Genomic DNA, 22605 nt, shown 5'->3' with positions numbered 1-22605 from the left:
TTAATAGGGGAAGTTGAATGAAACAAAAAGTTATTGTTATTGTTGGTCCAACTGCTGTTGGAAAAACCAGGCTTAGTATTGAAGTTGCTAAGAAGTTTAATGGGGAAATTATTAGTGGTGATTCCATGCAAGTTTATAAAGGTATGGATATTGGCACTGCTAAAATTAAAGAGGAAGAAACAGAAGGAATACCACATCATATGATTGACCTCAAGTCCCCAAATGAGGAGTTCTCTGCCCGTGATTTTCAGTACTATGTCCAGAAGTATATAAAAGAAATATCTGCACGAAACCATATTCCTATTATTGTTGGGGGGAGTGGTCTTTACATACAAGCAGTTCTACATGATTATAATTTTTCTAATGAAAAGAGAGATGATGCCTTAACAAAAAACTTAGAAGCTGAAATGGAGCAATTTGGTATTGAACATTTATTCAAACGACTAAAAGCGATTGATCCTATCCAGGCTGAAAAAATTCATCCAAATAATAATAGGAGAGTCATCCGTGCGTTAGAAATTTATCAGAAAACGGGTTTAACCATGACGGAATACCAAAAGCAACAAGCAGGTGAAAGCCCGTATGAAAGCATGTTAGTCGGCCTCGAGATGGACCGCACTTTGTTATATAATCGAATTAATAAACGAATTGAAGACATGGTTAAACAAGGTTTATTGGAAGAGGTTAAGTCCTTGATTGATAAAGGATATACAAACTATCAATCAATGAAAGCGATTGGATATAAGGAATTAATTCCTTATTTTGCTGGAGAAGTTTCTTTAGAGGATTCTTTGGAAATATTAAAACGAAATTCACGACGATACGCAAAAAGACAGTATACTTGGTTTAAAAATAAAATGGACGTTAATTGGTATGAACTGACCCCATTAACAATTAATGAAAAATTTCATGATATTTTAGTTGATTTAGCAGGATTTATTGAAAGTTAAGTAGAAATATATATAGTATAGATAGAAAAGAGGAGGAAGATCAGGTGGCACAATCTGTAAACATTCAGGATCAATATTTGAATCAATTAAGAAAAGAGCATATTTCCGTTACCGTGTTTCTCACGAATGGCTTTCAGTTAAGAGGTATTGTCAAAGCATTTGACAATTTTACAGTTTTATTGGAATCGGAAGGCAAACAGCAATTAATTTTCAAACATGCTATTTCTACTTTTGCACCTTCTAAAAATGTGAATCTTGATAAAGAATAAACTGTAACGAACGCTTTAAATAGCGTTCGTTTTTGGTTTATTGGTTAGGAAAGTATAAAGAACTTTCCGCTCATATAAGAAATAGGCATTTGTCACAACTTTATTGCTCCTTACGTATAATAAGATGACTAAGGAGTGATAAAGTTGGGTACACAAAGGATTCATCATAAAAATGGAAAAATAAATATTGTCTTACAAGATAATCACGCAGCTAAATTAGATAATAATCAACAAGAATATATAGGAAAAGACCCATTTACTCATATTGATCAAGAATTATCATCTTTTGTTGGAATGGAAAATTTAAAACGAAAAATTAAAGAAATCTATGCAACTATTATAATCAATGAGAAAAGAAGCCAGATGGGTCTATCTAACACAAAGCAAGTATTGCATATGCTATTCAAAGGCAACCCTGGAACTGGAAAGACAACGGTTGCTAGAAAATTAGCTAAAATATACTTTGATATGAATCTATTATCAAAAGGTCATTTTATTGAAGCGGAAAGAGCAGATTTAGTAGGCGAATATATTGGTCAAACTGCACAGAAAACTCGTGCCTTAATTCAAAAGGCTTTGGGTGGAATACTTTTTATTGATGAAGCCTATTCTTTAGCAAGGGGTGGCGAACGAGATTTTGGCAAAGAAGCTATTGACACTCTCGTTAAACACATGGAAGATAGTGGCGGTGACTTTGTATTAATTTTGGCAGGATACCCATATGAAATGGACCGTTTTTTAACTCTTAATCCTGGGCTTAAGTCGAGATTTCCTTTTATTCTTGAATTCACAGATTATGATGTGGATCAATTGCTTGAAATTGCCCGGCAAATGGCCTCTGAAAGAGAGTATCAATTATCAAAAGATGCTGAGTGGAAAATAAGGAATTATCTATATAAACAAAAGAATAATATGAATAGGAACTTTTCCAACGCTCGTTTTATCCGAAATGTAATAGAACATGCTATACGTATGCAGGCGGTAAGACTACTTTATAAGGATAATATAACATCAGATGAACTTATCCTTCTAACAGGAAATGATTTAAAGCTAGAAGATATCGAATCGATTTGGTAATGATTCCAATAATTGTACTTTTATACAGCAATTCATGAAGGAGAAAGATAAATAATGTCTGATGAAAGAATTATTGCTATAGCTGTTAAAAAACCTAACCAACAGGATGATTATTTTGAATCCTCCTTAGAAGAACTAATCTCTCTAGCAGATACCGCTGGAGGTAAGGTAGTAGAAGTAATTACACAAAATAGGGAAAGAATTCATTCTGCTTTTTATATTGGTGAAGGTAAGATGGCTGAAATTAAAGAGAGAATTGACGAACTAGAAATAGATTTAGTAATTTCTAATGATGAGTTATCTGCTGGTCAATCCAGAAATTTAAGTGACTTTTTCGATTGTCGTGTGATTGATCGAAGTCAATTAATACTTGATATTTTTGCTAGTCGAGCTAGAACAAAGGAAGGAAAACTTCAAGTCGAATTAGCTCAGCTTCAATATTTATTACCAAGATTACGAGGGCAAGGAGTCCAGTTATCACGACTCGGTGCTGGGATTGGAACAAGAGGACCTGGTGAAACCAAATTAGAAGCCGATCAGCGTCATATTAGAAGGCGAATTGATGATATTAAGAGACGTCTTAAAGAAGTGGTTAGACAACGTGAACAGTATCGGAAACGCAGGAAACAAAATGATGTTTTTCAAATTGCAATTGTCGGGTATACAAACGCTGGAAAATCAACGATGTTTAATCGATTAACCGACAGTGACTCTTTGGAAGAAGATAAATTATTCGCAACATTAGATCCACTCACTAGAAAAATACAATTACCATCTGGATTTCAGGTCTTATTGACTGATACGGTTGGGTTTATTCAGCATCTTCCGACTACATTAATTGCAGCCTTTCGTTCCACGTTAGAAGAAGTGAGTGAAGCAGATTTCATACTTCATGTTGTAGATAGTTCACATCCCGATAATCAACAACATCAGGAAACGGTTTTAAAATTATTAGCTGAACTGGATAGTAGTTCTATTCCGTTGCTTACAGTTTATAATAAAAAGGACTTGGTCAATGAAGAGTTTATTCCTCATAATCGTCCTTATATTATGATTAGCGCTCTTGATGCAGAAGATTTAACGGAATTAATAAAAAAAGTGGAAGACGTTATAAAAATAGAATGGGATTCTTATCAATTTTCATTAGAAGCCAGTGATGGGAAATTGCTTAATCGATTTGAGCACGAGACAATTCTTAGTGAAAAAATATTCGATGAAGTTAAAGAAACGTATGTGATCAGTGGATATATTCGTTCCGAACATCCACTAAAAGGGATTATAAAGGAGAAAAATTAAAAACATGATAGAGAAAGTTGTAGAACAAGTAGAAAAAGACATCGCTACGATGCATAAACAAATTAATTATACAGTGGAAGTAAATCAAAAAAGGGTACTTGACTCCTTTAAAAAGAATAAAGTAAGTGATAGCCACTTTAATTCAACAAGTGGCTATGGTTATGATGATTATGGACGAGATACACTTGAAGCGGTTTATGCCGACGTGTTCGGTGGAGAATCCGCAATCGTCAGGCCACAATTAGTTTCTGGTACACATGCCATTACAACGGTTTTATTTGGGTTACTAAGGCCTGGAGATGAACTACTCTATATCACTGGGAAACCTTATGACACGCTTGAAGAGGTTATTGGTAATAGAGGAAAGGACACAGGTTCCTTGAAAGATTTTAATATTACATACAATGAAGTAGCATTAGCAGAAAATGGTAGCATCAATTACCCTGCCATTCAAGAGGCGATCGGTGAAAATACAAAAGTTGTAGCTATTCAGCGTTCGAAGGGATATGCAGATCGTCCTTCTTTTACAATAGACGAAATAGCGGAAATGGTTTCCTTTGTTAAATCTATCCGAGAAGATCTGATTATTTTTACTGATAACTGTTATGGAGAATTTGTTGAGGACCGAGAACCTCTTCATGTTGGCGTAGATATAATAGCAGGATCTTTAATTAAAAACCCAGGTGGTGGAATTGTACGAGCAGGAGGCTATATCGTAGGGAGGGAAGATTTAGTTACTCTATGTTCATACCGTTTAACAGCACCAGGTTTAGGGAAAGAGCTAGGGGCGACTTTTCATTTATTGCAGGAAATGTATCAAGGTTTCTTCCTAGCACCACTGATTGTAGGTGAAGCATTAAAAGGTGCTGTGTTTACATCAAGATTTTTAGAATTGTTAGGATTTGTAACAAAGCCACATTATCAAGCAAAAAGAACAGACCTTATTCAGTCTGTAACTTTTGAAACAGCTGAACAAATGATTGCTTTTTGCCAAGCAATTCAAAAGAACTCTCCTGTAAATTCTTTTGTAACCCCATATCCAAGTGAAATGCCAGGATATGAGGATGAAGTAATTATGGCAGCGGGCACATTTATTCAAGGCTCTAGCATCGAATTATCTGCTGATGGACCAATTCGCCCTCCATATACAGCATTTGTACAAGGTGGACTAACTTACGCACATGTTAAAATTGCTTTAATTGAAGCAGTACAAGCAATAATGTCTTAAGTAGAACTAACTAGGAAAAGAGATTACTTAAAAAATCTGGGCTAATATACAAAGTTCTATCATTAGAATCCGTATTTATTGGTTCAGATTTTTCTTTTTGTAGAATATTTATTGCTGCTGATAATCTATAAACTGTGCGGTAACTACTGTTTATAGAGCATCACTATTAATGAATGCAGAGAGGTGCACTGCTATGCTACCGCTCCGGCAGAATACTCCGCTTTCCACGGGCACGGCCTCAGCCTCCTCGCGGAAAGTTCGCCGCTGCGGGGTCTTCGGACACGTGCTATTCCCGTAGGAGTCTCCGTATTCTGCCTATGCTAGGATTAGTTTTCTAATTAAAGATAGTTTAAAAACACATTTTAGGTGACAAGTGAAGTCATTGTATTCAATCTACACTAGCTCCGGAAATACACGGAGACTCCTATGGGAGGATAGGCATAGGTGAGACCCCGCAGTGCGTTAGCACGAGGAGGCTCACCAGCCGCCCATGGAAAGCGCAGTGTATTTCCGGAGCGGGTTTGATGCACTACCAAAGATTATTAGTTACCGCGCAGTTTCTATCAACTATGTATTAACTTTTCACTTACTAAAAGAGTAGACATTATAAACTATCCGTCATTAAATTTTTATGTTTTGAATGGTTTGTTAGAGTAAAAAAATAATGTAATGTAAGGTAACCTAACATCCGTTTGACAGGGAACCTTACATGATATATACTAATTAATGTGAAAAGGAGGTCTAGTCATGAATGATAAGGATCGGCGTTCGATGCCTCTGTTTGGAATCGGTATAGTTATGAAGCTTACAGAACTTACTGCTAGACAAATACGCTATTACGAAGAAAATGAATTAATCCATCCGGAACGTACAGCTGGTAATCAGCGATTATTCTCATTCAATGATGTTGATCGTCTTCTAGAGATAAAAAACTACTTAGACAAAGGATTGAACCTTGCTGGAATTAAATTATTGCTATCAGAAGAAGATGTTAAAGTAATACCTGTTCAGGAAAAGAAACAAGCAGAGATTTCAAAAAGAGAATTAAGGGAAATCTTAAAAAGTGAAATTTCTGGAGCGGGACGCTTCGGCAAAGCAAGTTTACGTCAAGGGGAATTATCGCGATTCTTTGTAAATCGTTAAATTACTTAAAACTAGGAGGAAGATAATGTATGGGTTATTCTCGTGAGGAAATCGAAAGTAAGATTAAAGAGGAGAATGTTAGGTTTATTAGACTTCAATTTACAGACATGTTAGGAACGATAAAAAACGTTGAAATTCCACTAAGTCAATTGGACAAAGCATTAGACAATAAGATGATGTTTGATGGTTCCTCTATTGAAGGTTTTGTAAGGATTGAAGAATCTGATATGTATTTATACCCAGATTTAGATTCCTTTGTTGTATTTCCTTGGACATCCGAAAAAGGAAAAGTGGCTCGATTTATTTGTGATATTTATAATCCTGATGGGACACCATTTGAAGGCTGCCCAAGATATAATTTGAAGAGAAATCTTAAGAAAATGGAAGACTTAGGTTTTGATGCGTTTAATATTGGAACAGAACCAGAGTTTTTCTTGTTTAAGCTTGATGCAAACGGAAATCCTTCACTTGAATTAAATGATCATGGTGGTTATTTTGATTTGGCACCAACGGATTTAGGTGAGAATTGCCGTCGTGATATCGTTCTTGAATTAGAGGAAATGGGTTTTGAAATTGAAGCATCTCATCATGAGGTAGCCCCAGGTCAACATGAAATTGATTTTAAATATTCCGAGGCGGTTAAACATGCCGATGATATTCAAACATTTAAATTAGTTGTCAAAACAATTGCTAGAAAACATAATCTCCATGCTACATTTATGCCAAAGCCATTATTTGGTGTGAATGGTTCAGGAATGCACGTCAATATGTCCTTATTCAAAAATGGAGAAAATGCATTTTTTGATACTAAGGGAAATTTACAGTTAAGTGAAACTGCTTTTCATTTCATTGGTGGGATTATGAAACATGCGATAGGATTTACTGCAGTTACGAATCCAACAGTGAACTCTTATAAGCGTTTAGTACCTGGTTATGAAGCTCCGAGTTATGTTGCATGGTCTGCGATGAACAGAAGTCCATTATTACGTATTCCTAATTCGAGAGGAGTAAGTACTCGTGTAGAGGTACGCAGTGTGGATCCTGCTGCTAATCCTTATATGGCATTGTCAGTTTTACTAGCTGCCGGTCTTGATGGAGTACAAAATAAATTAACACCGCCACCAGCAGTGGATCGCAATATTTATGTCATGACAGAGGAAGAGCGTCTTGAAAACCGTATTCAAAATTTACCTGCTACACTAATGGATGCACTAGAATTATTGAAGCAAAATGAAGTAATTGTAAATTCATTGGGAGATCATTTATTTGAGCACTTTATTGAAGCAAAAGAGATAGAGTGGGATATGTTCCGTACGACTGTCCACCCGTGGGAACGTGAGCAATATTTAACGATGTATTAAGTATGGGTATTGGTCTGGTGTGAGAAGATTAAATGATGGATAGTAATGATTATATCCCAATTTCACCCCGTAAACAGATAAAAGTAAAATATAAAAGCTGATTAACAGAGGACAATGTTAATCAGCTTTTTTTATGTTAGAAAAGTATAAATTCATCTTGATTTTTTGAAAATAAACATAGAAAGCTTTCATTGAATTGTTGAAGTATTCTCCTTATAGCTTCGTGATGTCTAACTGATTTTTCTCTTATAGGATAACATAATCAGCTAGTTCGCTTAAGGGGGAGTGTACACAAACATTTCTAAAATTATTTAATATGACGGTATAGACCAACGACTTTTCCTAGAATAGAAACGTTATTATATATTAACGGCTCCATTGTAGCATTTTCTGGTTGAAGTCGAATATAATCTTTTTCTTTGAAGAAACGCTTAACCGTCGCTTCATCATCTTCTGTCATTGCGACAACAATATCTCCGTTTTGAGCACTATTTTGTTGTTTGACAATAACCATGTCTCCATCTAATATTCCTGCTTCAATCATACTTTCACCATCTATAACTAGAACGAATAAATTTTCATCTGGTCCTGCTGTAGAACTTGGAATAGGAACGAATTCCTCAATATTTTCCACAGCTGTAATCGGTATACCAGCAGTTACCTTACCAATAACTGGAGCATAACGAGCCTCGTCCTTAGGAATATTATTTTCTTCTTCTAAATCTAGTATTTCAATTGCTCTTGGTTTAGTAGGGTCACGACGGATGAAACCTTTGCTTTCTAATCTAGATAGGTGCCCATGAACAGTAGAGCTTGAAGCTAGACCTACCGCTTCAGCAATCTCCCTAACAGAAGGAGGATAACCTTTTAATCTTACTTGTTCTTTTATGTAATCTAGAATCGCTTGTTGTCTAGTTGATAATTTTGTCATCTATTAAACACCTCGCACATATTATTTATTAATGCTAGTTTACCATTGATTAAAAAGATATGCAAACATTCGTTCGAAAAAAGTGTTGACAAGAGCACATGTTCTGATATACTAAGGATAGCGAACAAAGGTTCTTATATAATGAAATTGGAAAGGATGATGAAGAAATGTTTGGAAAAGTAAATAAGACAGACTTATTTTATATTGTTGCTTTCGCTTTAACATTAGGATTCTTATACCTTTCATTAATTAGTGCATAATAGGAGTTTTTTCATTGGACGTTATCATCTACTGTAGAGTAAGTACAAATAAAGAAGTACAGGAATCATCATTAGCAAGACAAAAAGAAGAATTGTATAGATTAGCGGAGAGATATCATCTCCATGTAGTGAAATGTATTGAGGAAAAAGAAAGTGGATATGAGGTTGAACGTGAAGGGATTTTTGAAATGCTAGCTCTATTTGAAAATGGACAAGCTAATGCCCTCCTTATACAAGATGAGACTAGACTAGGTAGAGGTAATACAAAAATTGCATTATTTCACCAATTGGCTAAACAGAATATACAAATATATACAGCCATACATGATGGTGAGTTAGAACTTTCGGAATCCGATTCTATGGTATTACAAATAGTTGGGATAGTAGAAGAATATCAACGTAAAATTCATAATATCAAAATAAAGCGTGGCATGAAAAAAGCAATCAAAAACGGCTATAATCCCGCAAACAACCTAGCGAATATTCACATGTCACCTGGACGAGAAAGAAAGGACGTACCGTTATCTGAGATTGTTCGACTTCGAAATAATAATCTAACATTTGGTGAAATAACTAATACATTAAATGGATTAGGTTATGAAATCTCCAAGGCGACAGTTCATCGAAGATATCAGGAATACCAATTAATTGATTCAAATAAATTGAACAGGTAATATTATAAAGCAAGGACATTAATTGTTCTTGCTTTTTGAATGTGATAAATCAAATCAGTGTGGTTTATATTGGCTGTATAATTCTAATAAATTTCATATTAATGAAGTATCGTTATTACAGTCAGTTTTAATTTAAACGAGATAATTAGGCTTAGGAGGTATTTAAATATGCTAACCAAGGAAAAATTAGAGAGGATTAACGCTTTAGCCAGTAAGGCAAAAACAACAGCAGGTTTAACAGAAGAAGAAAAAAAGGAACAAAAGCAACTACGAGAAGAATATTTAAACAATATTCGAAGTTCTTTTAAAAATCAATTTAAAACAATGACTGTCATCGATCCAGCTGGAAATGATGTAACTCCTAAGAAGGTTCGAGATTTACAAGAGCGGAATAGACAACACTAAATATTCTCATTCTATCAATAATTACACTATTACTTGTTAACCTACCAAAATAATTATAAGATAAACATGGTATTATAACTTGCAAATACGAAAGGAGTTAATTTACATGTCAAAAACAATAGAACAGCTATCAATTGACACGATTCGCACATTATCAATTGATGCTATTGAAAATGCAAACTCTGGTCATCCAGGTTTGCCGATGGGTGCAGCACCAATGGCTTATACGTTATGGACAGATTTTATGAATCATAACCCGAAAAATTCAAAATGGTTTAACCGAGATCGATTTATTTTATCTGCGGGTCATGGATCCATGCTTCTATACAGCTTACTTCATTTATCTGGTTATGATGTTACGATGGATGATGTGAAAGAATTCCGTCAGTGGGGATCAAGAACACCTGGTCATCCAGAGGTACATCATACAGACGGAGTGGAGGCAACCACTGGACCACTTGGTCAAGGAATTGCGATGGCAGTTGGTATGGCGATGGCAGAAGCGCATTTAGCAGCTAAATTTAATAAAGATGATGCAACTATCATTGATCACTATACATACTCCTTAGTTGGTGATGGAGACTTAATGGAAGGTATTTCACATGAGGCTGCGTCACTTGCAGGACATTTACGATTAGGAAAGTTAGTCGTTCTTTATGATTCTAATGATATTTCACTTGATGGAGATTTAAACCGTTCCTTCTCTGATAATACCGAAGAGCGCTTTAAAGCTTATGGATGGCAAGTAATTCGTGTGGAAGACGGAAATGAATTAACACAACTTCGATCAGCAATTAAAGCAGCAAAAGAAAATACGGAACAACCTACACTTATTGAAATTAAAACAGTAATTGGTTACGGCTCACCGAATAAATCTGCATCATCTACTTCACACGGATCACCACTAGGAAAAAATGAAGTTGTATTAACGAAAGAGTTCTATAAGTGGGGACACGAAGATTTTTATGTTCCTAAAGATGTTTATGCTGATTTCAAAGAAAAAATCGCTGATAAGGGCGAGAAAGTAGAAAAGGAATGGAATTCTTTATTCCAAACATATAAAGATAAGTATCCAGAAGATGCGATACAATTAGAAGCTGCTATAAATGGAGATTTACCTCATGGTTGGGAAGAAACATTGCCTAAATATGAAGTTGGTAAATCAGTAGCTACTAGATCTTCATCTGGAGAGGTATTAAATGCAATTGCTAAAGCAGTTCCTTATTTTATTGGAGGAAGTGCTGACCTAGCAGGATCTAATAAAACTACAATTGCTGGTGAAGAGGATTTAACAAGAAATAACTATGCTGGTAAAAATATTTGGTTTGGAGTTCGTGAACACGCGATGGGTGCAGCTTTGAATGGAATGGCTTTACATGGCGGCTTAAAAGTATATGGTGGAACTTTCTTTGTGTTTAGTGACTACTTACGTCCATCCATTCGCTTATCAGCTATAATGAATACACCAGTAACCTATGTATTTACACATGATTCTATAGCAGTAGGTGAAGATGGCCCTACACATGAACCAATTGAGCATATATCGTCATTTAGAGGAATGCCGAATCTTTCTGTCATTCGCCCAGCAGACGGCAATGAAACACAAGCTGCTTGGAGACTTGCGGTAGAATCCACTAACCAACCAACTATGCTTGTATTAACAAGACAAGATTTACCAACATTAGAAGGAACAAAAGAACATGCTTATGAAGGTGTAAAACGTGGAGGATATGTCATTAGTGATGCGGAGAAAGCAACACCAGATGCTATTCTAATTGCTTCAGGATCTGAAGTTCAATTAGCGATTGAAGCGCAAAAAACACTTCGTGAAGAGGGTATTGATGTTCGAGTTGTAAGTCTTGCTTCCTGGGATCGTTTCGAGGCACAGGATGAAAGCTATAAAGAACAAGTACTACCTAAGGCTATCAAGAATCGTGTAGCAATCGAAATGGGATCACCGCTTGGCTGGGAACGTTATGTAGGAATAGAAGGTAAAATCATGGGAATTAATACATTTGGTGCATCAGGTAACGGAGAAAAATTAATTGAGGAATATGGATTTACTGTGGAAAATGTAGTAAGAAATGTTAAAGAATTAATTTAAATAAATACTTTCTTTAAGTGGACTGTTCTAGTTTTTAAACGAATGGTCCACTTTTTTTGGTAGATAGGAAAGTATAAAAACTTTCCGCCGACATAAGAAAAACTACCACATTCGTTAAAGGACGAACGAATGTGAGCTTTTCTAATAGTTAGCAACATGTATTGAGTTGGAAAGTCTAATTTTCGACAAAACTAGTGAATTTTTATTTCATGTAGTGACATTATTTTTTACTGTAATGCGTATAATAGAATAAAAGGGAGGGACTCTTACAAATGAAAGAATACAAGATTTACTGGATTAAAGAAGAATTTGCTAAACATTATTATTATAAAAGTGATATATTATATCGTTTTATAAGAGAATATCATAGTAAGCATTCTCGAAATGATTTAGTAACACAATTTAATTTCATTACAGAAAGCTTCCCTAAGTATTCGCTAACTTCTCAATTATTAAGACAATCGAATAATACATTTAATAGAGAACAAAACGGTGATTATATTGAACTCGGTAACAAGAAAGGTTTTATCTCTTTACATATTGATGAAAAACAGATAAAATTTCGTTGTGAAACATTACAGGATGCAGAAAGCTTATTATTTCCAGTCTTAAGGCGTTTTCATCCATTTATTTTCATTATTGACAATCAATATGAAAATTTTGGTTGGATTTCACCTGTAAGGACAAGTTATAATGTTGAACAAGTATTGTATTCTTAGAACTAATTTACTATACTGTTTAAGAGACAGCACGAAGGAGGAAAAGATATATGGACGTAATTTGGGTAGTACTTATTGCTATAGCAGCTTTAATCGCTGGTGTTGCTCTTGGGTTTTTTATCGCAAGAAAATACATGATGAGTTATTTAAAAAAGAATCCACCAATTAATGAGCAAATGCTTCGTACACTAATGATGCAGATGGGTCAAAAGCCTTCTCAGAAGAAAATCAATCAAATGATGCGTGCAATGAATAATCAAATGGACAAATAGTTTACTGAACTAATTTCTAGCATATTTTAGCATTTCACGTAGTTAACCCCATACTAATAAATAGTAGGGGTTTTTTCATGACAACATATTGTCATATTCATTATGATTGTAACAGAATGCATTCTGATATAATGTTGGTAGTAAAACAATTCAGGAGGCTAATTATGTCTGAAATAAATATGTTTCTTGCATTTGGAGCAGGATTTCTGTCTTTTGTTTCACCGTGTGTTTTACCACTTTTTCCAGCATTCTTATCCTATATTACCGGCATGAGTGTTAGTGAAATAAAAGATGATAATAAAATGTTAAATCGAAAAAGTATATTTCATACTATTTCTTTTTTGATAGGGTTTTCAAGTATTTTTATCATGATTGGATTTACAGCAAGTGCAGTTTCTGAGTTTTTGCTAACGTACCAAGATATTATTAGACAAGTAGGAGCATTACTCATTATCTTCTTTGGATTAGTCATTGTAGAAATTTTTAATTTTAAGTTCTTAATGAAGGATAAGAAAATCACTTTCAAAAATCGACCATCAGGTTTTTTTGGTTCCGTATTAATAGGGATGGCATTTTCAATGGGGTGGACACCATGTACAGGACCAATCTTAGCAGTAGTTATTTCATTAGCTGCAACTAACCCGGGATCAGGTATGGTAATGATGATTTCTTATGTATTAGGATTCTCCATACCATTTCTAGTTCTATCATTCTTTGTAGGTAAATTAAACTGGATAAAAAGAAATAGCCATAAGTTAGTAAAAATTGGTGGTTATTTTATGATTTTTATCGGTATCGCATTATTCTTTGATTGGATGACAAAACTAACTGCTTTCCTTGCAGGTTGGATAGGTTTCTATGGATTTTAGTAGTAATCTATATTATGATAATATGTAAAGATTCTACATAAGGACGTGTATTCATTGATTAAACCTAATAATTTGATTCTACAAACAGCAACATCGTTAATCGCTTTTCTCTTATTAGGGTTTTCGTTATATTTATTTTTTGCAGGACATAATTCTCCCGGTGGTGGATTTGTAGGAGGACTTGTCACTTCGGCTGCTGTTGTTTTACTTTATATGGCATATGGTATTGAATATGTCGAAAAGATTCTTCCTATTGATTTTCGTGTTTTAATTCCTATAGGGTTATTGATTGCATTATTAACAAGTATGGGATCATTTTTATTTAACGTCCCATTTTTATCTCATACATATGATTATTTTACTTTTCCAATCTTTGGAGAAGTGGAACTTGCTACCGCGACATTATTTGATTTAGGGGTTTATCTTACAGTAGTCGGTGTGACGGTAACAATTATTGTTAATATAGCTAACGATAGAGAAGTATAATTAGATTTATGATTGTGGGGGATTGGTTAAATGGCTAGAATTTTAATTGTTGATGATGCAAAATTTATGCGCACAACACTTCATACAATCTTAAGCAAAGATAATCATGAGATTGTGGGAGAAGCTGAAAATGGTGAAGAGGCAGTTTCACTTTTTAAAAATACAAAACCTGATTTAGTAATTATGGATATCACGATGCCAATTATGAATGGTATGGATGCAATGAAAGAAATTAAGAAATTCGATGAAAATGCTCAAATCGTTGTATGCTCTGCTATGGGTCATCAAAAAGTGGTTGTAGATGCAATTGAGCTTGGAGCAAAAGATTTTATTGTAAAGCCGTTTGATGAACATCGTGTATTAGAAACTGTGGAACGTGTATTATCATATATTACTAGTTAAACATTAGACTGAAAAGAGTGTTACTATGTTTTGGATTATAGCAAGTACAATTGTAGCCTTTTTTATGGCTTCACTGATGATAATCGTACGACTTAAAGCTTCCAAAAGACCAGCTTCTGTAAAGAGTATTATATTACCACCATTATTCATGAGTACTGGTGCATTCATGTTTGTTTTCCCAGAGTTTCGTGTACAGTGGATGCAAGTATTAGAGGCATTATTAATTGGGGTACTTTTTTCATTCTTTTTAATTAAGACGTCGAAATTTGAGATTCGTAGAGATAAAATCTATTTGATTCCTTCTAAAGCATTTGCGCTTATTTTAGTAGGTCTTTTAATAATAAGAATGGTTCTTAAACTCATTATAGGTAGTACAATAACACTAGGTGAAACTAGTGGAATGTTCTTTCTGTTAGCCTTTGGTATGCTAGTTAGTTGGAGAATAGCAATGTTATTTAAATATAAACAACTAGAAAGACAATTAAAGGTGCCTTCATCATCCTGAGGGCACCTTTTCACGTCCAGCTCACCTAATGACTAACGGACTACCATCACCTCATGACACGATAAGTCAACATCGATTCTCTTCGTTCATCGTGTTTCCTTTATCTCCTGGGTAGGAATGGTTAACTAAAGCCGGCACTTTGCGTGGCAACGTTGACCCACCTGGTATGGCCAGGCGCAGTCCATACGTCGCTAACCGGGTATTTCCGCTTTTGTTGTTTAGTTTTTCTTATATTGGGCTTGCCAATTTGTTCGGTAATCTTCCTTAGATAGTTTAAACAACGGTTCATAAGGCAATACATCTATTTGTTTTTCTTTTAACTTTTTTCTTAAAAAATTATGGTCGCGCTTAGGTGTGGCTAAAATGTATCCTTCAATTAAAACATCTTGATTAATAGTTAACATACCTTTTTCTAAAGCAACTTGTCCTATTTTACTAGCAATTTTTTGCCTTGCCACGTCACGAAATAACTCTGGGACGGGGGAGACTAATTCTTCAAGCAGTTCTTTTTCTTTCTCTCCCCACATATGTTTGGATTTCTCAAGATAATGTACTTCCCAATCCATAGTAGATTTCCCATCTGCTTTCGGGATTTGTTTAAGGAATTTACGAAACATGAAATAACCACCAATTGTCATCAGGCTGATCATGAAAAATCCCCAAAATACTATCATATATGACATAATATCCACCTTTTTTCAATTTGTTTACATAAAATAGTCAACAATTTAGTTGAATTATATGTAACAATGCTGTAATTTAACTATTGAAGAGTTAAAATAATTCTGATAAACCATTACTTTTAACTTTTATCTATGCTACTATTATTATAATTATAGTTTTGTTTTTAAACAAGATTCATATTTGTATATCATTCAACATATAGTATTATTAAGCTAAGAAAATGTACGAATTTGTAATAAAGGGGCGGATTCAATGGGGAAAGAAACAAATAAAAATAATGTAGAACCTGTTTCGTCAGTTAAGATCAGCCCTTTAGAAAAAGTTTTTGCGAAATCTAATAACTCTAGTCTAGTAAATTTACCTGATACAATTGTAAATTGGATTGGAGAGAATAGTAGTGACTTTTTCTCGGTTTGGGATGAAAAAGGATATAGCCTGTATTTCTCACCGGCTGTAGAACGGGTACTTGGCTTTAAAGCGGAAGAGCTAGTTGGTGAATTTTACCATGACTTAGTTTTTCATGAAGATGTTCAATATATAAAAAAAGAGTTTAATCGAGAATCATACACAAACCAGACATTTAACTTACATATATTAAATTTTGAAAAGAAATACATATGGTGTGAATGTAAGATTGCGAAATTAAAAGATCCATCGATTGAACAAGAATACTATGTTGCCAGCGTCCACGATATCACGGAGAAGAAAGAAACGGAAGAGATGATGATTCGTTCGGAGAAAATGTCCATTGCTGGTCAGTTAGCTGCAGGAATTGCACATGAAATTAGAAATCCATTAACATCGATAAAAGGTTTTCTTCAATTGTTACAAGCTGGGGTAAACCGTAAAGATGTTTATTATAAAATTATGATAGATGAGATTGAAAAGATGGAAACTATCACTTCAGAACTATTGTTTATATCTAAACCATTAACAGATAACAAAAAACAGGAATCTATCTTACAAATGATTCAAGATGTGACGGAATTACTAAAACCCCAAGCCAAGTTAAAAAATATATTTTTAGAAACGGTTGGGGATAATCTTTTTATATATTGTGATAGATCTCAGATTAAACAAGTATTAATAAACATTATAAAAAATGCTATCGAAGCAATGGAAGAAGCCGGGAAGATAAAAGTTTCAATTATGAATTTAGAATTTGAGGTAAGAATTGACATAACTGATGAGGGTCCAGGAATAGATGAGGAAGTTATACATAAATTGGGTGAACCATTCTTTACTACCAAACAACAGGGAACCGGCTTGGGATTAATGATTACAAAGCAATTATTAGAAAGACATAATGCAAAGCTTGAAATACTACAAAATAAAGTAAAAGGTAGCACATTCCGAATTATTTTTCCGAAACTGAACTAATACATACTATACATATAATTAAGTGGAGAAATAATAAATACATGCATATAAGTAAAACTTATCACCTTGAATAAGTTTTTTGTATAGTTAATCGAGTATGAAACAATTGTTTTATGCTCGATTTTCATTTAAGATGAATATGTGTAAAACTAATAGAAATTGGAAACGCCTACTAGAATAATTAATTGAATTTACTAGCAAATGTTCCAATTCTTGAAAAAAAACAGAAAGGGGTTTTTTCAAGTGGGAGAGAATATTGCATTCAATGCAAAAAAGAAATTCGACCTTAATGGTAAAACCTACAACTATTATGAATTAAAAGCTTTAGAAGAAGCTGGCCTAGGAAAAATTGATAGACTACCATTTTCTATACGTGTTTTGTTAGAATCTTTAGTTCGTCAATATGATGGCCGAGTAATTAATGATGAACATGTAAAAGCGTTAACAAAATGGGGCACAAAAGATGGTGTTGGAGTGGATGTACCATTCAAACCTTCTCGAGTTATCTTACAGGACTTCACCGGTGTACCTGCAGTTGTTGACCTTGCTTCCCTACGTAAAGCAATGGTTGATTTAGGGGGTAAGGCAGAGGAAATCAACCCGGAAGTACCAGTGGATCTAGTTATTGACCATTCTGTGCAAGTAGACCAATACGGTACTCCAAGCGCATTACAAGCTAATATGGATTTAGAGTTCAAGCGTAATGGGGAACGTTATGAATTCTTACACTGGGCACAAAAGGCTTTTAAAAACTATCGCGCAGTTCCTCCAGCAACTGGTATTGTACACCAAGTTAACCTGGAGTACATTGCAAGTGTAGTTCATGAGTTGGAAAATGAAAACGGTGAATATGATGCATTCCCTGATACATTAGTTGGTACAGACTCACATACGACAATGATTAACGGCCTAGGAGTACTAGGTTGGGGTGTTGGTGGGATTGAAGCAGAAGCTGGAATGCTTGGTCAACCATCTTATTTTCCACAACCAGAGGTAATTGGTGTTAAATTCACTGGTAGCTTCCCTCAAGGAACTACAGCCACTGACCTAGCACTTAAAGTTACTCAAGTATTACGCGCGCAAAATGTAGTTGGTAAATTCGTTGAATATTTCGGACCAGGTCTTGCAGATATGCCACTTGCTGATCGTGCTACTATTTCAAACATGGCTCCAGAATATGGTGCAACTTGTGGTTTCTTCCCTGTAGATGAAGAGGCACTTAACTATTTACGCCTAACTGGTCGTAGTGAGGACCATATTCAATTAGTTGAAAAGTATAGTAAAGAAAATGACCTATGGTATTCTCCAGATACAAAGGATCCGGAATATACTAAAGTTGTAGAAATTAATCTATCAGAATTAGAACCAAACTTATCTGGACCTAAACGTCCACAAGACTTGATTCCTCTTTCTAAAATGCAAAAAGAGTTTAAAAAAGCAATTACTGCGCCTCAAGGGAATCAAGGTTTTGGTCTAGACAAATCAGAATTTAATAAAGAAGTAACTATAAAACTTTCTAACGGAAAAGAAACCGCTATGAAGACAGGTTCACTTGCGATTGCGGCAATTACGTCTTGTACGAATACTTCTAACCCTTATGTAATGTTAGGTGCAGGATTACTTGCTAAGAAAGCGGTTGAAAAAGGATTAGAAGTACCTGCATTTGTTAAAACTTCTTTAGCACCTGGTTCTAAAGTTGTTACACGTTACCTAGAAGATGCTGGCTTAATGCCATATCTTGATAAACTAGGATTTAGCTTAGTAGGGTACGGATGTACAACATGTATCGGTAACTCAGGACCACTTCTTCCTGAAATCGAAGAAGCAATTGCTAAGAATGACTTAACAGTTTCATCGGTTCTTTCCGGAAACCGTAACTTTGAAGGCCGTATCCATCCATTTGTAAAAGCAAATTATCTTGCTTCACCACCACTAGTGGTTGCATATGCACTTGCAGGAACTGTGGATGTTGACTTAGCGAAAGATGCACTTGGTACAGATGCTGATGGTGAGCCAATTTACTTAAATGATATTTGGCCATCAATGGAAGAAATCAAAAATGAAGTCAATCGTGTAGTTAATCCAGAAATCTTCCGTAAAGAGTATGAAAATGTATTCAGCTCTAACGATAAATGGAATGAAATTAATACAACAGATGAACCAATATTTGAGTGGGATAATGAATCAACGTACATTCAAAACCCACCATACTTTGAAGGGTTGTCAAAAGAACCTGGTAAAGTAGAAGCACTTAATAACTTACGAGTTATTGGTAAATTCGGTGATTCTGTAACAACAGACCACATTTCACCAGCTGGTGCAATTGCGAAGGATATGCCAGCAGGACTTTACCTTCAAGATAAAGGAGTTTCACCACGAAACTTCAACTCTTATGGATCTCGTCGTGGAAACCATGAAGTTATGATGCGTGGTACATTTGCAAATATCCGTATCCGTAACCAAATTGCTCCAGGTACAGAAGGTGGTTACACAACTTACTGGCCAACTGGCGAAGTGATGCCAATCTATGATGCGGCAATGAAGTATCAAGAAGAAGGCACTGGCTTAGCGATTTTAGCTGGTAAAGACTATGGTATGGGATCTTCTCGTGACTGGGCTGCTAAAGGTACAAATCTTCTTGGAATCAAGATGGTAATTGCTGAAAGCTTCGAACGTATTCACCGTTCGAACCTAGTTATGATGGGTGTATTACCTCTAGAATTCGAAAAAGGTCAAAGTGCTGAAAAATTAGGCCTGAGTGGTAAAGAATCATTTAACCTTGAGATTGGTGAAGACGTGAAACCACATGACTTAGTTAAAGTAACTGCAACCGATGAAAAAGGTAAAACAACTGAGTTTAAAGCAGTAGTTCGCTTTGATAGTGAAGTTGAAATTGATTACTACCGTCATGGTGGTATCTTACAAATGGTATTACGTAATAAATTAGCTAAATAATTCATTTGTTCTCGTATATAGAAAAAAGTTTAAAAAGAGTGATGAAACCAATACGTTTCATCACTCTTTATTTTTGGTAAATGTACCTAAAGCTTGAATGCCAATATTCCTGTCATTAGCAAAGAATGCTTCACTCCAGCCTATAAAAATTGTTGTAACTAAACCGAATAAATTTAAGAAAGAAAAGGGAACTATTTTAATCTAAAATCGTAACTATAGTATGAAATCTACATTCTGTCTTAGGAGGTCAAAGATGGACTACGGATTATTAATAATTGGTATTGCTTTATTATTTATTTCATACATGGTGGCTATTGGCTGAATTTAATGAAAAAACATTAAAAATAAATCCTTACTTGGAAAAATCGCTGGAGGAATATTTTTTCTACCATTAGGGTTGTTAGTAGTTGTCCATAGTTTTATTAACTATCCTAATGAAACAACTGTTCTAGTGATTGCAATGTTAGTTTTATTAATCACTACTTATTTATCTATCAATAAAAATCTATTTAATTGATTTTAGGGATACAATGATTGAAGTCAGTTATCAAATGTACTAAATTAATAAGAACTCAATAGGATGTAAAAAATGAAAATGGAATTAGTATTTTGAGCGGGAGATAAATCAATGAATATAAGAACAAATAGGTTATTAATCCGTGAATTTAAAATTGAAGACTGGGAAGCTGTTTATGAATATACTGCTAATGCAATTGTAATGAAATATATACCAGAAGGAATTTTTACAAAAGCAGAAGCAAAAGAGTTTGTAAATAAAAATAATGGAAAAAATGCAAAGAATTTTCCTGTTATATTATTAGATGGAAATATTCTAATCGGACATATTATTTTTCACAAGTATTTCGGTGAGCACACTTATGAAATTGGTTGGGTATTTAATCCACGCTATCAAAATAAAGGTTATGCTTCTGAGGCAGCACAGGCTGTCTTACATTTTGGTTTTAAAGTTATGAATTTACATCGAATAGTTGCTACTTGTCAACCTGAGAATATTCCATCATACCGGATAATGGAGAAGATTGGAATGAGAAAAGAGGGATTTTTCAAAAAGTGTATTCCTGTTGGAAGTGAATGGTGGGATGAGTTATATTATGCTATTTTAAAGGAAGAGTGGAAATGAGAATTGATAATTAGTTAGCATTTTGTGACATCTCTTTGACTTTCTGGTTTTTTTTCTTTATTAATACACTTAAGATTGTATACTATAACTATAGATGACAAATACGTATTAATAGGGAGCACAAACAGGATGATTAAAAAGATCTTAGGAATAGGTATTTTAACGGTTCTAGGAGTAGTATTGGTAATTAACATAGTTAATATAAATAAAAAGGAAGAGACATCCGGACAAAATATGGTAGATGTAACAGGAGATACTTCAGTTGATGGTGTACAAATTGTTTCTCCTGGTGCAGTTGGAATAAAAGAAGGAGATCAAGCACCCGATTTTGAATTACCACTTCTTGATGGTGAAATGGTAAAACTGTCCGATTTAAAAGGTGAGAAGGTTCTAATTAATTTCTGGGCATCATGGTGTGGTCCATGTAAAAAGGAAATGCCCGAGCTTGAACAATTATATAAAGAGTATGGTGATGAAATTAATATAATTGCAATTAATGCTACAGATTCAGAAAGAAATGAACAGGTCGTACGTGATTTTATTGATGAGAATGGCTATACATTTCCTATAGCATTAGATGCAGACATGAGTGTTACAGACCAAATGTATCGAGTAGCTACGATACCAACATCCTACTTTATCGATACAGAGGGAAAAGTTCAAACTCGCTATTTAGGCCCAATGACATATGATTTTATGATTGACACAATCAACGCGTTAAATTAAACGATTATAATTTTGCAAAAATTATTATAAAAAAAGAGGGAAATGGTAATACTTCTATAATAAAAGGGGTGATTACCATTTCTTTAAAGAAACGACATTCATTTGAAGAGTTGGTTCAAGCCAATCGTCAGCAAATTTTAGAAGACAGGGCAGTATTGGACCGTATTGAGGATAATCTAGAAAAAAGAGCAAAAGAACTATTGTCAAAACGTAAGGAAGCATGATGATTATGTGTATTACAAAAGCCTCCAAAAGATGTAACCATTTTATTACATCTTTTGGAGGCTTTTCCACTTTCCTCACATTTTTTTCTGTATAGTTACGATGGAAATTCAAAGAATAACAATGATGTTTGGATAAAAAAGGAGGAATTCAAATGACAGAAAAACAACATACACCAAAACCTGACGACCGTAGTGATAATGCGGAAAAACTACAAGATATGATTGATGATACAGTTGAAAATATAGAAGCAGCTAATGAAACAATGCAATTTTCTTCAGGTGAGGAAAAACAAAATATTGCAGAGAAAAACAAACGTCGTGAGGAAGCCATACAAGGATTTCAGGCAGAAATTAAAGATGAATCAGGTAACCAATAAGAAGAATTTTAACCTCAAATCTATAAAAGATTTGAGGTTTTTTACTGGTTCCTTCAGTATAGTTCATCACTGTTTGTATAAACTGCGCGGTAAATACTGTATATTGCCGTTCGAATTTAATGAATGGAGTGGATGAACTGCTATGCTACCGCTCCGGCAGAATACTC

Annotated in this window: 24 protein-coding genes; 22 read left to right on the top strand and 2 right to left on the bottom strand. The window is 34.5% G+C overall.

Features of this window, described 5'->3' with window-relative positions:
* The first annotated feature begins 17 nt into the window (after positions 1 to 17).
* From miaA to glnA, 7 genes are all read left to right on the top strand, one after another.
* Complete coding sequence (gene miaA, locus K332_RS0111340; protein ID WP_026907554.1) at positions 18 to 950, top strand: tRNA (adenosine(37)-N6)-dimethylallyltransferase MiaA; 933 nt, start codon at positions 18 to 20, stop codon at positions 948 to 950.
* Positions 951 to 994: 44 nt separating this feature from the next.
* Positions 995 to 1219 (top strand): RNA chaperone Hfq, encoded by a 225-nt coding sequence (gene hfq, locus K332_RS0111335; RefSeq protein WP_026907553.1) that lies wholly within the window; start codon positions 995 to 997, stop codon positions 1217 to 1219.
* A 144-nt stretch (positions 1220 to 1363) separates the two neighbouring features.
* Positions 1364 to 2296, top strand: a complete 933-nt coding sequence (gene spoVK, locus K332_RS0111330; RefSeq protein WP_026907552.1) for a stage V sporulation protein K — start codon at positions 1364 to 1366, stop codon at positions 2294 to 2296.
* Positions 2297 to 2350: 54 nt separating this feature from the next.
* The gene (hflX, locus tag K332_RS0111325; protein WP_026907551.1) at positions 2351 to 3592 is read left to right on the top strand and encodes a GTPase HflX; all 1242 of its coding nucleotides are present in this window, start codon (positions 2351 to 2353) and stop codon (positions 3590 to 3592) included.
* 4 nt (positions 3593 to 3596) lie between these two features.
* Positions 3597 to 4820: a methionine gamma-lyase family protein gene (locus K332_RS0111320; RefSeq protein ID WP_026907550.1), complete on the top strand. Its 1224-nt coding sequence runs from the start codon at positions 3597 to 3599 to the stop codon at positions 4818 to 4820.
* A 747-nt stretch (positions 4821 to 5567) separates the two neighbouring features.
* A complete protein-coding gene (locus K332_RS0111310; RefSeq protein WP_026907549.1) occupies positions 5568 to 5963 on the top strand; it encodes a MerR family transcriptional regulator in 396 nt (131 codons plus the stop codon).
* A 29-nt stretch (positions 5964 to 5992) separates the two neighbouring features.
* Entirely contained in the window at positions 5993 to 7324 is a 1332-nt protein-coding gene (glnA, locus tag K332_RS0111305; protein ID WP_026907548.1) for a type I glutamate--ammonia ligase, read from the top strand.
* Between the two features lie 307 nt (positions 7325 to 7631).
* Here glnA and lexA read toward each other — a convergent pair whose 3' ends face one another.
* Positions 7632 to 8255 carry a transcriptional repressor LexA gene (gene lexA, locus K332_RS0111300; RefSeq protein ID WP_026907547.1) on the bottom strand — a complete coding sequence of 208 codons (624 nt, stop codon included), beginning with the start codon at positions 8253 to 8255 and terminating at the stop codon, positions 7632 to 7634.
* 274 nt (positions 8256 to 8529) lie between these two features.
* Here lexA and K332_RS0111290 point away from each other — a divergent pair, with 274 nt between their 5' ends.
* The 9 genes from K332_RS0111290 (at position 8530) to K332_RS0111250 (ending at position 14951) form a co-directional block, all read left to right on the top strand.
* Positions 8530 to 9189, top strand: a complete 660-nt coding sequence (locus K332_RS0111290; protein WP_026907546.1) for a YneB family resolvase-like protein — start codon at positions 8530 to 8532, stop codon at positions 9187 to 9189.
* A gap of 168 nt (positions 9190 to 9357) precedes the next feature.
* Positions 9358 to 9594: a DUF896 domain-containing protein gene (locus tag K332_RS0111285; protein WP_026907545.1), complete on the top strand. Its 237-nt coding sequence runs from the start codon at positions 9358 to 9360 to the stop codon at positions 9592 to 9594.
* 106 nt (positions 9595 to 9700) lie between these two features.
* Positions 9701 to 11698 carry a transketolase gene (tkt, locus tag K332_RS0111280; RefSeq protein WP_026907544.1) on the top strand — a complete coding sequence of 666 codons (1998 nt, stop codon included), beginning with the start codon at positions 9701 to 9703 and terminating at the stop codon, positions 11696 to 11698.
* Positions 11699 to 11970: 272 nt separating this feature from the next.
* Positions 11971 to 12417 (top strand): sporulation inhibitor of replication protein SirA, encoded by a 447-nt coding sequence (gene sirA / locus K332_RS0111275; RefSeq protein ID WP_026907543.1) that lies wholly within the window; start codon positions 11971 to 11973, stop codon positions 12415 to 12417.
* A 50-nt stretch (positions 12418 to 12467) separates the two neighbouring features.
* Positions 12468 to 12689 carry a YneF family protein gene (locus K332_RS0111270; protein ID WP_026907542.1) on the top strand — a complete coding sequence of 74 codons (222 nt, stop codon included), beginning with the start codon at positions 12468 to 12470 and terminating at the stop codon, positions 12687 to 12689.
* A gap of 164 nt (positions 12690 to 12853) precedes the next feature.
* On the top strand, positions 12854 to 13558 hold the full coding sequence (locus K332_RS0111265; protein ID WP_026907541.1) for a cytochrome c biogenesis CcdA family protein: 705 nt from the start codon (positions 12854 to 12856) through the stop codon (positions 13556 to 13558).
* Between the two features lie 54 nt (positions 13559 to 13612).
* Positions 13613 to 14044 carry a Na(+)/H(+) antiporter subunit B gene (locus K332_RS0111260; protein ID WP_026907540.1) on the top strand — a complete coding sequence of 144 codons (432 nt, stop codon included), beginning with the start codon at positions 13613 to 13615 and terminating at the stop codon, positions 14042 to 14044.
* A 30-nt stretch (positions 14045 to 14074) separates the two neighbouring features.
* Positions 14075 to 14446 (top strand): response regulator, encoded by a 372-nt coding sequence (locus tag K332_RS0111255; RefSeq protein ID WP_026907539.1) that lies wholly within the window; start codon positions 14075 to 14077, stop codon positions 14444 to 14446.
* Positions 14447 to 14471: 25 nt separating this feature from the next.
* The gene (locus tag K332_RS0111250; protein ID WP_026907538.1) at positions 14472 to 14951 is read left to right on the top strand and encodes a CcdC family protein; all 480 of its coding nucleotides are present in this window, start codon (positions 14472 to 14474) and stop codon (positions 14949 to 14951) included.
* Between the two features lie 218 nt (positions 14952 to 15169).
* Here the strand turns inward: K332_RS0111250 and K332_RS0111245 are convergent, their stop codons facing one another.
* Entirely contained in the window at positions 15170 to 15634 is a 465-nt protein-coding gene (locus tag K332_RS0111245) for a DUF2621 family protein (protein WP_036688740.1), read from the bottom strand.
* A gap of 253 nt (positions 15635 to 15887) precedes the next feature.
* On the opposite strand from K332_RS0111245, the gene K332_RS0111240 reads away from it, so the two are divergent.
* The 6 genes from K332_RS0111240 to tlp all read left to right on the top strand — a co-directional run bounded on the left by K332_RS0111240 (position 15888) and on the right by tlp (position 22438).
* Positions 15888 to 17015: an ATP-binding protein gene (locus tag K332_RS0111240; protein WP_026907536.1), complete on the top strand. Its 1128-nt coding sequence runs from the start codon at positions 15888 to 15890 to the stop codon at positions 17013 to 17015.
* Between the two features lie 243 nt (positions 17016 to 17258).
* Complete coding sequence (gene acnA, locus K332_RS0111235; protein ID WP_026907535.1) at positions 17259 to 19970, top strand: aconitate hydratase AcnA; 2712 nt, start codon at positions 17259 to 17261, stop codon at positions 19968 to 19970.
* A 628-nt stretch (positions 19971 to 20598) separates the two neighbouring features.
* A complete protein-coding gene (locus K332_RS0111230; RefSeq protein WP_026907534.1) occupies positions 20599 to 21111 on the top strand; it encodes a GNAT family N-acetyltransferase in 513 nt (170 codons plus the stop codon).
* A gap of 129 nt (positions 21112 to 21240) precedes the next feature.
* Positions 21241 to 21837, top strand: a complete 597-nt coding sequence (locus K332_RS0111225) for a TlpA family protein disulfide reductase (protein WP_026907533.1) — start codon at positions 21241 to 21243, stop codon at positions 21835 to 21837.
* 77 nt (positions 21838 to 21914) lie between these two features.
* Positions 21915 to 22061 carry an FbpB family small basic protein gene (locus K332_RS23610; RefSeq protein ID WP_156914183.1) on the top strand — a complete coding sequence of 49 codons (147 nt, stop codon included), beginning with the start codon at positions 21915 to 21917 and terminating at the stop codon, positions 22059 to 22061.
* A gap of 152 nt (positions 22062 to 22213) precedes the next feature.
* Positions 22214 to 22438: a small acid-soluble spore protein Tlp gene (gene tlp, locus K332_RS0111215; protein WP_026907532.1), complete on the top strand. Its 225-nt coding sequence runs from the start codon at positions 22214 to 22216 to the stop codon at positions 22436 to 22438.
* Positions 22439 to 22605 lie beyond the last annotated feature (167 nt).

The organism is Paucisalibacillus globulus DSM 18846 (assembly GCF_000482485.1).
GTDB lineage: Bacteria > Bacillota > Bacilli > Bacillales > Amphibacillaceae > Ornithinibacillus > Ornithinibacillus globulus.
The sequence above is the reverse complement of the archived record's forward strand: the minus strand, read 5'-3'. Positions and strand labels throughout refer to the sequence as shown.

What these genes read in the sequence shown, in the direction of transcription:
- miaA (WP_026907554.1), top strand. Translation starts at nt 18, where the DNA reads ATGAAACAAAAAGTTATTGTTATTGTTGGTCCAACTGCTGTTGGAAAA.
- hflX (WP_026907551.1), top strand. Translation starts at nt 2,351, where the DNA reads ATGTCTGATGAAAGAATTATTGCTATAGCTGTTAAAAAACCTAACCAA.
- K332_RS0111320 (WP_026907550.1), top strand. Translation starts at nt 3,597, where the DNA reads ATGATAGAGAAAGTTGTAGAACAAGTAGAAAAAGACATCGCTACGATG.
- K332_RS0111310 (WP_026907549.1), top strand. Translation starts at nt 5,568, where the DNA reads ATGAATGATAAGGATCGGCGTTCGATGCCTCTGTTTGGAATCGGTATA.
- glnA (WP_026907548.1), top strand. Translation starts at nt 5,993, where the DNA reads ATGGGTTATTCTCGTGAGGAAATCGAAAGTAAGATTAAAGAGGAGAAT.
- lexA (WP_026907547.1), bottom strand. Translation starts at nt 8,255, where the DNA reads ATGACAAAATTATCAACTAGACAACAAGCGATTCTAGATTACATAAAA.
- K332_RS0111285 (WP_026907545.1), top strand. Translation starts at nt 9,358, where the DNA reads ATGCTAACCAAGGAAAAATTAGAGAGGATTAACGCTTTAGCCAGTAAG.
- tkt (WP_026907544.1), top strand. Translation starts at nt 9,701, where the DNA reads ATGTCAAAAACAATAGAACAGCTATCAATTGACACGATTCGCACATTA.
- sirA (WP_026907543.1), top strand. Translation starts at nt 11,971, where the DNA reads ATGAAAGAATACAAGATTTACTGGATTAAAGAAGAATTTGCTAAACAT.
- K332_RS0111270 (WP_026907542.1), top strand. Translation starts at nt 12,468, where the DNA reads ATGGACGTAATTTGGGTAGTACTTATTGCTATAGCAGCTTTAATCGCT.
- K332_RS0111265 (WP_026907541.1), top strand. Translation starts at nt 12,854, where the DNA reads ATGTCTGAAATAAATATGTTTCTTGCATTTGGAGCAGGATTTCTGTCT.
- K332_RS0111255 (WP_026907539.1), top strand. Translation starts at nt 14,075, where the DNA reads ATGGCTAGAATTTTAATTGTTGATGATGCAAAATTTATGCGCACAACA.
- K332_RS0111250 (WP_026907538.1), top strand. Translation starts at nt 14,472, where the DNA reads ATGTTTTGGATTATAGCAAGTACAATTGTAGCCTTTTTTATGGCTTCA.
- K332_RS0111245 (WP_036688740.1), bottom strand. Translation starts at nt 15,634, where the DNA reads ATGTCATATATGATAGTATTTTGGGGATTTTTCATGATCAGCCTGATG.
- K332_RS0111240 (WP_026907536.1), top strand. Translation starts at nt 15,888, where the DNA reads ATGGGGAAAGAAACAAATAAAAATAATGTAGAACCTGTTTCGTCAGTT.
- K332_RS0111230 (WP_026907534.1), top strand. Translation starts at nt 20,599, where the DNA reads ATGAATATAAGAACAAATAGGTTATTAATCCGTGAATTTAAAATTGAA.
- K332_RS0111225 (WP_026907533.1), top strand. Translation starts at nt 21,241, where the DNA reads ATGATTAAAAAGATCTTAGGAATAGGTATTTTAACGGTTCTAGGAGTA.
- tlp (WP_026907532.1), top strand. Translation starts at nt 22,214, where the DNA reads ATGACAGAAAAACAACATACACCAAAACCTGACGACCGTAGTGATAAT.